The organism is Streptomyces sp. NBC_01506 (assembly GCF_045040295.1).
Taxonomy (GTDB): domain Bacteria; phylum Actinomycetota; class Actinomycetes; order Streptomycetales; family Streptomycetaceae; genus Streptomyces.
The window spans coordinates 5,794,313-5,806,951 of record NZ_CP109422.1; the positions used below are offsets into that span (position 1 = coordinate 5,794,313).

At 71.0% G+C, this 12,639-nt stretch carries 11 protein-coding genes; 7 read left to right on the forward strand and 4 right to left on the reverse strand.

Annotation, left to right across the window (positions count from 1 at the left end):
* Window positions 1–2 precede the first annotated feature (2 nt).
* Window positions 3–794: a thioesterase II family protein gene (locus OG329_RS25750; RefSeq protein ID WP_405798442.1), complete on the reverse strand. Its 792-nt coding sequence runs from the start codon at window positions 792–794 to the stop codon at window positions 3–5.
* A gap of 81 nt (window positions 795–875) precedes the next feature.
* Between OG329_RS25750 and OG329_RS25755 the strand changes: the two genes are divergently transcribed.
* From OG329_RS25755 to OG329_RS25785, 7 genes are all read left to right on the forward strand, one after another.
* Window positions 876–1,898 carry an ornithine cyclodeaminase gene (locus tag OG329_RS25755; RefSeq protein ID WP_405798444.1) on the forward strand — a complete coding sequence of 341 codons (1,023 nt, stop codon included), beginning with the start codon at window positions 876–878 and terminating at the stop codon, window positions 1,896–1,898.
* Window positions 1,899–2,135: 237 nt separating this feature from the next.
* Complete coding sequence (locus tag OG329_RS25760) at window positions 2,136–3,851, forward strand: DUF885 domain-containing protein (RefSeq protein WP_405798445.1); 1,716 nt, start codon at window positions 2,136–2,138, stop codon at window positions 3,849–3,851.
* A gap of 130 nt (window positions 3,852–3,981) precedes the next feature.
* The gene (locus OG329_RS25765; RefSeq protein WP_405798447.1) at window positions 3,982–5,280 is read left to right on the forward strand and encodes a trans-sulfuration enzyme family protein; all 1,299 of its coding nucleotides are present in this window, start codon (window positions 3,982–3,984) and stop codon (window positions 5,278–5,280) included.
* A 52-nt stretch (window positions 5,281–5,332) separates the two neighbouring features.
* Window positions 5,333–6,199: a hypothetical protein gene (locus tag OG329_RS25770; RefSeq protein WP_405798448.1), complete on the forward strand. Its 867-nt coding sequence runs from the start codon at window positions 5,333–5,335 to the stop codon at window positions 6,197–6,199.
* Between the two features lie 18 nt (window positions 6,200–6,217).
* Window positions 6,218–7,573, forward strand: a complete 1,356-nt coding sequence (locus OG329_RS25775; protein ID WP_405798449.1) for a lysine N(6)-hydroxylase/L-ornithine N(5)-oxygenase family protein — start codon at window positions 6,218–6,220, stop codon at window positions 7,571–7,573.
* A 44-nt stretch (window positions 7,574–7,617) separates the two neighbouring features.
* Complete coding sequence (locus OG329_RS25780; protein ID WP_405798450.1) at window positions 7,618–9,486, forward strand: amino acid adenylation domain-containing protein; 1,869 nt, start codon at window positions 7,618–7,620, stop codon at window positions 9,484–9,486.
* The gene (locus OG329_RS25785) at window positions 9,479–10,093 is read left to right on the forward strand and encodes a TOPRIM nucleotidyl transferase/hydrolase domain-containing protein (protein ID WP_405798452.1); all 615 of its coding nucleotides are present in this window, start codon (window positions 9,479–9,481) and stop codon (window positions 10,091–10,093) included. Before OG329_RS25780 ends, OG329_RS25785 begins: the two co-directional genes overlap by 8 nt.
* A gap of 183 nt (window positions 10,094–10,276) precedes the next feature.
* Here the strand turns inward: OG329_RS25785 and OG329_RS25790 are convergent, their stop codons facing one another.
* The 3 genes from OG329_RS25790 to OG329_RS25800 form a co-directional block, all read right to left on the reverse strand.
* Entirely contained in the window at window positions 10,277–10,969 is a 693-nt protein-coding gene (locus OG329_RS25790; protein ID WP_405798454.1) for a type 1 glutamine amidotransferase domain-containing protein, read from the reverse strand.
* Between the two features lie 107 nt (window positions 10,970–11,076).
* On the reverse strand, window positions 11,077–11,664 hold the full coding sequence (locus tag OG329_RS25795) for a TetR/AcrR family transcriptional regulator (RefSeq protein WP_405798455.1): 588 nt from the start codon (window positions 11,662–11,664) through the stop codon (window positions 11,077–11,079).
* A gap of 79 nt (window positions 11,665–11,743) precedes the next feature.
* The gene (locus tag OG329_RS25800) at window positions 11,744–12,580 is read right to left on the reverse strand and encodes an alpha/beta fold hydrolase (RefSeq protein ID WP_405798457.1); all 837 of its coding nucleotides are present in this window, start codon (window positions 12,578–12,580) and stop codon (window positions 11,744–11,746) included.
* Window positions 12,581–12,639 lie beyond the last annotated feature (59 nt).

The window sequence follows — 12,639 nt, forward strand, 5'->3', positions numbered from 1 at the left end:
GCTCAGCGCACCGCCCGCTCCGGCTCCGCGTCCGCCGGGACGTCCGCCACCTCGCCGAAGTCGCGGCGGATCTCGGCGAGCAGCGCCTGCGGTGCGGAAAGGAACTCGAAGTGTCCGCCCGGCAGTTCGACGGACCGGCAGTCGGCGGAGGTGTCCTGCCAGCCGCCCATGAGCTTCGCCGGGATCTCGGTGTCCTCGGACCAGCCGATCGCCGTGATACCGGAGGCGACCGTGACGCGGCCGGGGGCGTACCGCCTGTTCGCCTCGAGGTCGTTGACGAGGACATCGAGGCCCATCTCCATGAGCGGTCCGCCCGGCTCGCCGCCGAGCCTGGTGATGATGTGTCCCAGCTCGGTGCGCAGCCCGTCCCGGTCCAGCTCGAACAGCCGGCTGTACGGCCCGTCGTGCGGCGCCACCTGCCCCGAGACGAAGACCCGCTCGGGCAACGGCAGCCCGGCCGCGGCGAGTTGCCGGGTCACCTCGATGCCGGGAAGCGCCCCACCGCAGTGCCCGAAGAACGCGAACGGCCGGTCCAGATGCGGCCGCAGGTACTCGACAAGCTCCCGCGCCATGTTCTCGTACGTCCCGTAGTGCGGTTCGGCGATCCGGTTCTGCCGGGCGGGCGGCTGGATCAGGCAGACGTCGATCGCACCGATACGGCGCGGCCACGCCTGGTACATCGAGGCGCCGCACCCCGAGTAGGGGAACAGGAAGAGGCGGGCCGGCGCGTCCGGGTCCGGGCGGCGCAGGAGCCAGCGCGGCGGCTTCTTGGGACGGGGCTGTGGTGAGTTCATGCGGGCGACCGTAGAGGAGGCCGTCCGAGCCCTTCAAGGATGTGCAATTCCCCTGTTTCACAACGAGAAAGGACCTGACCCATGCAGGCCCAGCCCCAACCGATGCGGTATCTCGACCGTGCGACCGTCGCGTCGCTGTGCGCGCGGCTCGACCCGCTCGACGCGGTCACCGAGGCGTTGCTCGCCGTACGCGAGAACCGGTCCGGAGTGGCGACCGAGGCCGCCCTGCGGTGGACCGCGCCCGACGGATCCGCGGCCCGCAGCCTCGTCCTGCCCGCCTGGCACGACGGCGCGTACGGCTGCAAGATCATCAACGCCAGTCTGGGCAACGTGGAGCGCGGTCTGCCCCGTGCCGCCGGCCTGATCCTGCTGTACGACAGCGAAACGGCCGAACCGGTCTGCCTCATGGAGGGCGCGCAGATCAGCGCCCTGCGTACGGCGGCGGTCTCCGTGGCGGCGCTGCGCGCGGTCCGTCCGCTGCACACGGTGGACCGGGTGGCCCTGCTGGGGTGCGGTGTCCAGGCCCGTACCCATCTGAGGCTGCTGGCGGCCCACGGCGCGGTGAAGTCGGTGATCGTCCACGACCTGTCGCCGTCCCGGTCCGTGGCCTTCGCCGACGAGTTGCGCGCCGAACTGCCGCGGATCGACGTCGAGATCGCTGCCGACGCCGAGTCGGCGGTACGGGCGGCCCCGGTCACGGTGGCCGCCACGACGACCACGACCGCGTACGTACCGCTGGCCTGGCTGCCGGAGGGTTCCGTCTTCCTCAACGTGTCCCTGGACGACGCCGCCGAGGACGTACTCCTGGGCGCCGAGCACCTGTTCGTCGACGACTGGCACCTCGTCAGCGAGGACGACACCCGGCTCCTGGGGCGCCTCGCGCGGGCCGGCCGTGCCACCGCGCCGGGCACCGTGGTCGCGGGAGCCCGGCAGGTGGACGCGGACCTCGCCACGCTCCTGTCAGGCGCCTATCCGCGCCCGATCACCTCCACCGACCGTACGGTGATCAACCCGTTCGGCATGGGCGTCCACGACGTGGCCCTCGCGGCCCGCGTCCACGCCATGGCCCGCGACGAGGACGCCGGCGTGTTCCTGCCCCGCTGAGCCGAGCTGAGCCGACCTGACCTGACCTGACGGGGATCGGGGCGGTCAACTCGCCGTCTCCGTACGCCGGTCGGCGTTCAATCGGCGTCGATTGACCCGCCCCTGTGGCCGGGACATGATCTGTTCCCCGGCGGTGCCGTGCACCGCCCTCCCCAGTCCGCTGCGTGGTCCACGGCGTATCGCCGTGCCCCCGGACAGCGCCAAGTGACCGATCGACACACAGTGAGGTGGAGACACGTGGGCGACGACCTGTCCGACGACTTCCGCGCGGTGCGTGATGTGGCGGATGCCTACGTCACGGGGCTCGCCGGGGTGGACCCCGGCATCGCCACGTATCTGGGTCTGCCGGTGGCGCGCGACGAGATGCCGGACCTGTCGCCCGAGGGCCGCGACCGGGCGGACGACCTGTCCCGCGCGACGCTCCTCGACCTGGACCGGGCCGAGCGGGCGACGGCGGGCCCCCTGGCCGCCGAGGAGCGCCGCTGCGGGCGGCTGCTGCGCGAGCGGCTGGGCGCCGACCTGGCCATCAGCACCGACGACGAGTACCTGCGTGAGATCGTCAACGTCTACGGCCTGCAACAACGCGTCCAGGACATCTTCCAGTTGATGCCCACGCGCACCGCGGACGACTGGACGGCGGTCGCACGGCGGATGAGCCGTGTATCCGGCACGCTCGACGGCCTCCGGGCATCCCTCACCCGCGGACTCGACAAGGGCCAGTTCGTCGCGGCGCCGCGACAGGCCCACGTCATCGCCGACCAGCTCGACACGTGGGTCCGCGACGGCGACGGCCGGGGCTGGTACGCCGGATTCTGCGCGGACGCCGACGTACCGGCGGCGCTGCGGTCCGAACTGGACGCGTCGGCGGCCCTGGCCACCGCCGCGCTGGCCGGGACGCGGGACTGGCTGCGCGCCGACTACCTCCCCCGCGTCCAGGACCGGCCCGACGGCGTGGGCGCCGACCGCTACCGCACCTGGGCCCGGTTCTGGACCGGCGCCGAACTCGACCTGACCGAGACGTACGCGTGGGCCTGGGGGGAGTACCGCAGAATCCTCGCCGAGATGCGCACCGAGGCGCGCTCCGTGCTGCCCGGTGCCACGCCGCGCGAGGCGATGCACCACCTCGACCTGCACGGCGAGGCGGTGGACGGTACGGAGGCGGTCCGGCTGCGCCTTCAGAGCTGGATGGACGAAGCGCTCGACGCGCTCGACGGCACGTACTTCGAAGTGGCGCCGCCCGTACGGGTGGTGGAATCCGCGATCGCACCCGCGGGCACCGGCTCGGCCGCGTACTACACCCCGCCCAGCGTGGACTTCACGCGCCCCGGCCGCACCTGGCTGCCCACCCAGGGCCGCACCCGGTTCCCCCTGTGGAGCCTGCGCAGCGTCTGGTTCCACGAGGGCGTGCCGGGCCACCACCTGCAACTCGCCCAGTGGAGACACCTCAGCGACGAGTTGTCGACGTACCAGGCCGGCCTCGGGGCCATCGACGCGTGCACCGAGGGCTGGGCCATGTACGCGGAGCGGCTGATGGACGAGCTGGGCCATCTGCGTACCCCCGGCGAACGCCTCGGCTTCCTCGACTGGCAGATGCTGCGCGCCGTACGGGTCCTGGTCGACATCGGCGTACACCTGGCCCTCGACCTCCCGGACGATGCCCCGCTGGGCGCGGGCCGGACCTGGACCCCCGCGCTCGCCAAGGAGTTCCTGGCCGCACACAGCGGGCAGTCGGCCGAGTACGTGGACAGCGAGATCGGCCGCTATCTCGGCCTGCCCGGCCAGGCGATCTCCTACAAGTTGGGGGAGCGGGCCTGGCTGGAGGGACGGGCGGCGGCCGAGGCGGCGCACGCGGGGCGCGGGGGGCGGCTGGACCTGAAGTCCTGGCACACGGCCGCACTCGCGCTCGGCCCGCTCGGTCTTGACGATCTTCACGACGAACTGGCCGGGTTGTAGCCGGCGTTGGGGGAGGCCCCGCCGCGCCGAAGCGCCACCACGCAGATCACCAGACCCCACGGCAGCACCGGGACGGAAGGGAAGCACTCGTGAGCAACGAGCCGGCGCAGGCGCAAGGCGGGTCGCCGCTGTGAAGGGCGCCCGATTCACGACCCTCGCCATCAGCGGCGCCTACGACCACACGGAGGCGGACCGGCACCTCGGTTCGCTGAGCGAGCCGGCCCATCTGGCGACCGCGCAGAGCTTCCCGTCGATGGACGCCATGCTCGCGGCCACCGCGGAGGACGGCGACGGCTGGGTGTACGCGCGACGGGGCAACCCGACGGTCCGTCTCCTGGAGCGGACCGTGGCGGCGCTGGAGGGGTACGGGGTGGACGCCGAGGTCAGCGCCACCCTCACCGCGACCGGGATGGGCGCGATCACCCTGGCCACGACGGGGCTGCTGTCCACGGCCGCCGGGCCGGCGCCCAACATCGTCGCCTCGCCGCAGTGTTACGGCTCCACCACGATGGTCTTCGACAAGCGGTACGGGCAGGAACGCGGCGTCGACGTACGGTGGGTCGGCGACCCGCTGTCGGTCGACGCCTGGGCCCGCCGCATCGACGGCGGGACCCGGTTCCTGTACGCGGAGGTCCCGTCGAACCCGACGGTGCAGCTCGTGGACATCCCGGCGCTGTCGGCGCTGGCCCGCCAGGCGCGGATCCCGCTCATCGTCGACGCGACGCTCGCGACGCCCGCACTGCTGCGCCCGCTGGCCCTCGGCGCGGACGTGGTGGTGCACTCGCTCACCAAGGCGGCCGGCGCCAGCGGCCGGAGCATGGGCGGAGCGGTGATCGCCCGGCACGACCTGGGGCTGCGGGGGCAGCCCGCGGAGCTGTCGGCCGACTACGCCGGCCATCTGCGCCGTGGTCCCCTGCGGGACATGGGCGCGGTCATCAGCCCGTTCAACGCGTGGACGATCCTCGCGGACATCCGGGAGGTACGCGGCCGGGTGGACACCATGTCCCGTACCGCGCACGAAGTGGCCCGGCACCTCGCCGAACACAGCGGTGTCACCGAGGTGTTCTACCCGGGACTGGAGAGCCACCGCTCGCACCACATCGCCCGGCGGGACATGTGGCTGGTCGACAGCGAGCTGGACGGGGGCGAGGCGCAGAACCGATTCGGCTTCCTGGTCTGCTTCCGCCCGGCCGGCGGTGTCCGTGCCGCGTACGAGGCCATGGACCGCCTCGGGCTCGTCTGGCGGGCGAACAACCTCGGCCAGGTCAGGAGCACGGCGACGATTCCCGGCGCCACCACGCACAAGCAGGCCGCGGACGCCGACCCCGGCCGGGCCCCGGTGCCGCCGGACATGATCCGGCTGAGCGTCGGAATCGAGCACGTGGACGACATCATCTCGGATCTCGACCAGGCGCTGCGGACGCGGTGAGAGTCCCGACGCGCGCCGCCAGGTCAGTCAGCAGGAGCAGGAGGAGGAGACAGTGGAATGGCAAACCGCGCTGACCCGCGTGTACGACACCCGGTTGGCGCTGATATCGCCCCCGCGCACCGGGTCGACCGCCGTGGCCCGGTTGTTGTGGCAGCACCCCCGCGTGACACACCACTGTCACGAGCCGTTCGAGGCCTGCTACTGGGATGACCAGGGACCGGAATCGGTCGAAGGCGTCCTGCGTGAGCCCATGGTGGTCGCGTCGGGCGAGCGGGTCGCGCTGGACGGCGTGGAGCCGGGCAGCGGCCTGCTGATGAAAGAGATGAGCTTCCAGCTCGGCGAGGCACAGTTCACCCAGCTCGTCGGGCTCGCCACGGCGCCGCCGGTCTTCGTCATCTGCGACCCCCGGCTGTCGACCACCTCCCGGCTGCGCATCGTGCGCGAGCTGAACGGGGCGACGACCTTCCCGCCCTTCGAGAGCGGATGGCGGTCGCTGCGCGAGCAGTTGGAGCTGTGCCGGGCGCGGAAGACCCCGTACGTACTGGTCGACTCCGACGACATGCGGGCCGATCCGGCCGGTGTCACCGCCGCCCTGATGGCGGCGCTCGGACTGCCGCCGGTCGACGGACTGGAGAACTGGTCCCCCCGGCCGGGCCTGCGACTGGTCTCGCCCCAGGTGGGCGCGCTGATGGGGGACGCCCGCACGGCGGACGACCCCTTCTACCGCAAGGTCCTGGGCAGCAGCGGCATCCAGCCCAGGAGCGAGATCAGTTGGGAGCGGGAGGAAGCCGCGATCGCCGCCGCCGGCCTCGCGGGCGACGTGGCGAAGTGGCGGCGCTGGTACGAGGAGATGCGGACGGACCCGGCCCTGATCACCGGCCGGCACACAGAACGGGAGAACAATGCTCACGCGGGATGACATACACCGAGGTGCCGCATGATCGACCGACCCGACGTCCAGGCGACCGCGCCGGCCCGCGAACCCGTCGATGAACCCGTCGATGAACAACCCGTCGATGAACAACCCGTCGATGTGCTCGGCGTCGGGTTCGGACCCGCGAACCTGTCGCTCGCCATCGCGCTCCAGGAGGACCTGCCCCAGGCGGGCGCCTTCTTCCTGGAGGCCGCACCCGACCCGGTGTGGCAGGGGGGACTCCTGCTGGACGGCTCCAACATGCAGAATCACCCCAACCGCGACCTCGTCACCCTGCGCAATCCGCGCAGCCGCTACAGCTTCCTCAACTACCTCTTCGAAGAGGGCAGGCTCATCGAGCACCTGAACCTGCCCCTGGAGTTCCCGCTGCGCAAGGAGTACGCGCGCTACATCGACTGGGCCACCCGGCAGTTCCAGCCACAGGTGGCGTTCGGGGCGCGGGCGACGGACATCGCCGTCGCCGAGAGCGACGGCACCCCTGAGTACGTGGTGACCTGCGCGGACGGCTCACGGCAGCGGGCCCGCTCACTGGTGGTGGGCACCGGGCGTACGCCGTTCGTTCCCGAACCGTTCGCCGGCCTCGACACCCCCCGGGTCTGCCATCTGACCCGGTATCTGCCCACCGTGAGGGAGTTGGCCGACAAGCCCCCGCGGTCGATCGCCGTCATCGGCGGCAGCCAGAGCGCCGTCGAGATCATCCTCGATCTCGCGCACCGCTTTCCGCAGGCGCGCGTCGTCAACTACGTACGGAAGTTCGGGCTGCGCCTCAAGGACACCAGCCCGTTCAGCGAAGAGGGCTTCTACCCCGCGTTCACGGACTACTACTACCGGGCGAGCCGGGCGAGCAAGAACGAGCTGGACGCGTACATGCGCCCCACCAACTACTCATCCACCGACGCCGACGTCCTGCACCACCTGTACGCGCTGATGTACGAGCAGCGCCTGGACGGCGATCAGCGGATATTCGTCCGTGGCAACAGCGAGGTACGGCACGCGGAACCGGACGGCACGGGCGTGCGCCTGGAGGTGGAGGAAGTCCACACCAAGGACGTGTCGACGGACCAGGTGGACCTGGTGATCCTCGCGACCGGGTTCCGTGACCTGGGACCGGGGCAGGGCCAGGAGGCGTACCCGGCGCTGCTGTCGGGGGTGATCGACCGCTTCGAGTTCGACGGCGACGGCTACTTGGCCGTCGACCCCGACTACCAGGTGCGGCCCCGTACCGGGGGCACACCACCGCTGTTCCTCAACGGGCTGTGCGAGTCGAGCCACGGCATCGGCGACGCGGGATCGTTCAGCCTGCTGTCGCTGCGTGCCGCGACGATTCTGGACGGCCTGCGCAAGCAGGGGGTCGTGTGACTACGGCGAGCCGGTTGTGCCCGGCGCGGGAAGGAGTAAGTTCGGTGACTCAGACGACGATTGACGACTGGCGGACCGTGACCATCACTGATCTCTTCGAGGAGCAGGTGCGCCGTCGCCCCGACGCGACCGCGCTGCGCTTCGACGGTGTCGACATGAGCTACGCGGAGCTGGACCGCCGGGCCGACGAGCTGGCCCGGCACCTGCGCGCGCTCGGGGTCGGCACGGAGAGCGTGGTCGGCCTGTTCGTCGAGCGCTCCTTCGAGATGATCGTCGCGCTCGTCGGCATCCTGAAGGCGGGCGGCGCGTATCTGCCCGTGCACCAGAACGAACCCCCCGAGCGGTTCCGCTACATGCTGGAGCAGGCCGGGGCCCGCGTCCTGCTGACCCACGACCGGCTGAGCGAGAGGGTGCCCGAGATCGACGGCACCGTCGTCAACCTCGACCACCCGTGGCGTACGGCCCCCGTCGCGGGGCCGATCGAGCCCGGCACAGGGCCGGACAACCTGGCCTACGTCTGCTACACCTCCGGCTCCACCGGCATGCCCAAGGGCGTCGCCGTACGCCACCGAGGCGTGGTCCGTCTGGTGCAGTCCGGCGACTACGCCTCACTGACCGAGGCCGAGACCTTCCTGCAATTCTGCTCGCTGCGCTTCGACCCCTCCGCCTTCGAGATCTGGGGATCGCTGCTCAACGGGGCCAAGCTGGTCATCTATCCGCCGGGCACGGTGGCGATGCACGAACTGGCCGCGTTCCTGGAGAAGGAACGGATCACCACGCTGTGGCTGACCACCGGCCTGTTCCACCGCCTGGTGGACGACCATCTCGACAGCATGGCCGGCCTGCGCCAGATGCTCGGCGGCGGTGAGCCGCTGTCCCCCCTGCATATGAACACGCTGCACCGGGCCTACCCGGACCTGCTGATCGTCAACGGCTACGGCCCCACCGAGGACACCTGCTTCACCTCCTGCCACGTCATCACGGACGTGATCGGCGACAGCGTCCCGATCGGCCGCGCGGTCACCGACACCCGCCTGTACGTCCTGGACGACAACCTGGAGCCCGTCCCCGAAGGGGAGTGGGGCCTGCTGTACACCAGCGGCAGCGGTGTGGCCCGCGGCTACGTGGGGCGCCCGGCGCTCACCGCCGAGCGGTTCGTGCCCGACCCGTTCGTCCCCGGCGAGCGGATGTACAGCATCGGCGACGTGGTGCGGCTCGACGCCGAGGGCGCTCTGGAGTTCCGTGGCCGCGCCGACGACCAGGTCAAGGTAGACGGCTACCGGATCGAGCCCGGCGAGATCGCGGCCGCCCTGTCCGGTCTGCCGGATCTGAAGGAAGCCGTCGTGCTGGCCCGCGAGGACGTCATGCCCGGACGCAAGGTCCTGGTGGCGTACGTCGTGCCGAACGGCCCCGCCGAAGGTCTCGTACCGAGGCTGCGCCTGGCCCTGCACCACCGGCTGCCCCGGTACATGCATCCCTCCGTCATCATCGTCATGGACGAGTTCCCGCTGACGCTGGGTTCCAAGACCGACCGGCGGGCCCTGCCGGCCCCCACGCATCTGCCGCGCACGGCGGACGTGCCCTACGTGGCCGCGCGCACCCCCCTCGAGGCACTGCTGGCGGACCTGCTGGCGGACGCGCTCGCCCTCCAGGAGATCGGCATCGACGACGAGTTCTTCGAGATCGGCGGCAACTCGCTGATGGCCATGGATCTCCTCGCCCGCATCCGGACCGTGCTCCAGGTGGATCTGCCGGCGGCCGAGTTCTTCGAGGCCGCCACCGTCGCCGGACTGGCGGAGCTGGTCGAGCGTCACTCCCCAAACCTGCCGTCCTTCGGCGAAACGGGCGCCCCGGCGTCCCCGGAAACGGCGCGGCGGCCGGTGCCCGCGCGGATGGGTGGGCAACTTGGCTGATATGAGGTCCTTCCGGGACGCGGTCATGGCATGGGCGGCGGGTGACTCCAGTGATCTGGCGTACGAGCTGGCCACGAAGCTGTCCGTCGAGGGCGCCGTCCTGGTCGAGGGTCCGAGCGACGCCGCCGCGGTCGAGGCGCTGGCGGAGGGCTACGGCCGTGACCTCGCGGCGGAGGCCGTCTGCGTCCTGGGGATGGGCGGCGCCATGAACGTGGCCCGCTTCGTCGACCTGCTCGGGCCGGGCGGCCTGGACCTGCGGCTGACCGGCCTGTGCGACCAGCGCGAACGCGGCTACTACGAGCGGGCCTTCGCGCGGGCCGGGCTGCCGCCGCACCACTTCGTGTGTGACGCGGACCTGGAGGACGAGCTGATCCGCGCCCTGGGCCCGGAACGGGTGACCGAGCTGATCCAGGAGCAGGGCGATCTGCGCCCGCTACAGATCTTTCTGGCCCAGCCCGCGCAGCGGGGCCGCACTCCGCAGCAGCAGTTGCAGCGGTTTCTCGGCACCAAGAAGGGCCGCAAGATCCACTACGGCCGGGTGCTGGTCGACGCGCTCCCGCACGAAGCCGTCCCGCCGCCGCTGGCGGACCTGCTCGACTTCATCTGACCCGGCCTAGGCCGTGTTTTGGAAGTAGCGACGTCCGCCCGGAGGGCGGGCCCTGCGGCGTCCGGTGCGTGCGATCGCAAGGCGGAGGATCGCTCTCGTACTGGGCGTACTTGGGCGACTCCGACAACGCGGCGAGTGCGCGTGCCGGGCGTCGCGGGGCAGGCGGGACTTCTAAAACACGGCCTAGCTCTTGGCGGTGTCGGCGACGAGGGTGATGAGCGCGTCGGCGGCCGGGGCGGAGGAGGCCGGGTTCTGGCCGGTGATGAGCAGGCCGTCCGTGCGGACGTACGGTTCCCAGGTGCCCGCCTTGGCGTAGTCGGCGCCGAGCCTGATGAGTTCGTCCTCGACGAGGAAGGGGACCACCTCCGTCAGCTCGACGGCGGCTTCCTCCTCGTTGGTGAAGCCGGTGACCCTGCGGCCCCGGACCAGGGGCGTGCCGTCGGCGGCGGTGGCGTGGCGCAGGACGCCGGGCGCGTGGCAGACCAGGGCGAGGGGCTTGCCCGCGCGCAGGGTGCTCTCGATGAGCCGGACGGAGTGCGGGTCCTCGGCGAGGTCCCACAGCGGACCGTGGCCGCCGGGGTAGAAGACGGTGTCGAAGTCGTCGGCGGAGACGGTGTCGAGGCGGACGGTGCGCTCCAGCGCGGCCGTGGCGCCGGGGTCGGACTCGAAGCGGCGGGTGTCGTCGGTCCGGAAGCCGGGCTCGTTGCTCTTGGGATCCAGCGGGGGGCGTCCGCCCTTGGGCGAGGCGAGGACGATCTCGGCGCCGGCGTCCTTGAAGCGGTAGTAGGGGGCGGCCAGTTCCTCCAGCCAGAAGCCGGTCTTGCGGCCGGTGCCGCCGAGCTGGTCGTGCGAGGTGAGGACGATGAGGACCTTCATGATGTCTCTCCCAAGTGATCTGGTGGACCGGTCGTCTCGCTCGTGACAAGTCGAGGCAAGGCAAGGCAAGGCAAGGCGAGGCGAGGCGAGACGACCGACGCGGGCTGTTACAGGTGCAGAAGGCGGCGGGTGACCGCCGTCGTGGTGTCGAGGGGGCCGACGTCCCGGTGGATCTTGGCCATCACGCTGGCTCCGAGCCACATGTTGTACAGGACCTCCGCGGTGTCGCGGGCGTCGCCGTCGACGCTCAGCGAACCGTCCTCCACACCGGCGGTGATGGTCCGTTCCAGACGGTCGACTATGGCGGTGGTGCCCTCCTTCAGCGCCAGCCGCATGGTCTCCGACAGGTCGGAGACCTCCGCGCCGAGCTTGACGGCCAGACACCTGCCCTGGCACCCGTCCACGCTCTGCGTCTCGCGCCAGTTCCGCCAGTAGTTCATCAGCCGCTGCGCCGAGGTCAGGCCCGGCTGGGCGAGGACACGGTCCATGTCGGCGAGGTAGTCGGTGAAGTAGGACCGCATCATCGCCTCACCGAAGGCGTCCTTGGAACCGAAGTAGTGGTAGAAGGACCCCTTCGGCACACCGGCCTCGGTGAGGACTTCGTTGATGCCCACGGCGGCGAATCCCTTGTGGGACATGATCCGCTGAGCGGCGTCGAGAATGCTGCGGCGGGTGTCGCCGTGGATGGCTGGCATGTTCTTCACCGTACCGCTGAATAGACCAGTCGTCTAACAGTGTCCATGCGTGACCACCCGCCGCCTCCGCCGTCGCGGGTCAGCGGCCGAGGAATTCCAGCAGCACTTCGTTGACCTCGGCGGTGTGGGTGGTGAGCAGTCCGTGCGGGGCGCCCTCGATCTCGACGTACCGGGCGGCGGGGAGCGCCTTGGCGAAGCGGCGTCCGGTGGCGTCGATGGGCAGGGTGCGATCGGCGGTGCCGTGCACGATCAGGGTGGGGACGTCGATGCGGGGGATGTCGGGGCGGAAGTCGGTGGGCCAGGTCAGGGGTGCGGCGGCGGAGGCGATGGGGCCGGCGCCGGCCGCGACGTTCCAGGCGTTGCGGAGGGCTTCCTCGCTCACCCGGGTGCCGAGGTTGTCGTCGAGGTTGAAGAAGTCGCTGTAGAAGCCGGTGAAGAAGGCGTAGCGGTCCTTCTTCACCGTCTCGGAGATGCCCTGGAAGAAGGAGAGCGGTGCGGCGCCGTCGGGGTTGTCGTCGGTGATGGCCAGGTACGGCTCCAGGGAGGCAAGGAACGCGGCCTTGGCGACGCGGTCGGAGCCGTGGACCGACAGATAGCGCGCGACCTCGCCGGTGCCCATCGAGAAGCCGACCAGGACCGCCTCGCGCAGGTCCAGGGTCTCCATCACGGTGTTCAGGTCGGCCGCGAAGGTGTCGTAGTCGTAACCGGTCGCCGGCTGGCTGGACTTGCCGAAGCCGCGCCGGTCGTAGGTGATGACCCGGTAGCCGGCGTCGAGCAGCGCCGGCGCCTGTCCCTCCCAGGAGTTGCCGTCCAGCGGGTAGCCGTGGATGAGCACGACCGGCTGCCCGGTCCCCTTGTCCTCGTAGTGCAGCTCGATGTCCGTGCTGTTCTCGGTGCCGACCTTGATGCGTCCCATGATGCGTGTCCCTTCCGGGAGTTCGATGTGCGCCGTGTTCCGACACCGATGACTATACG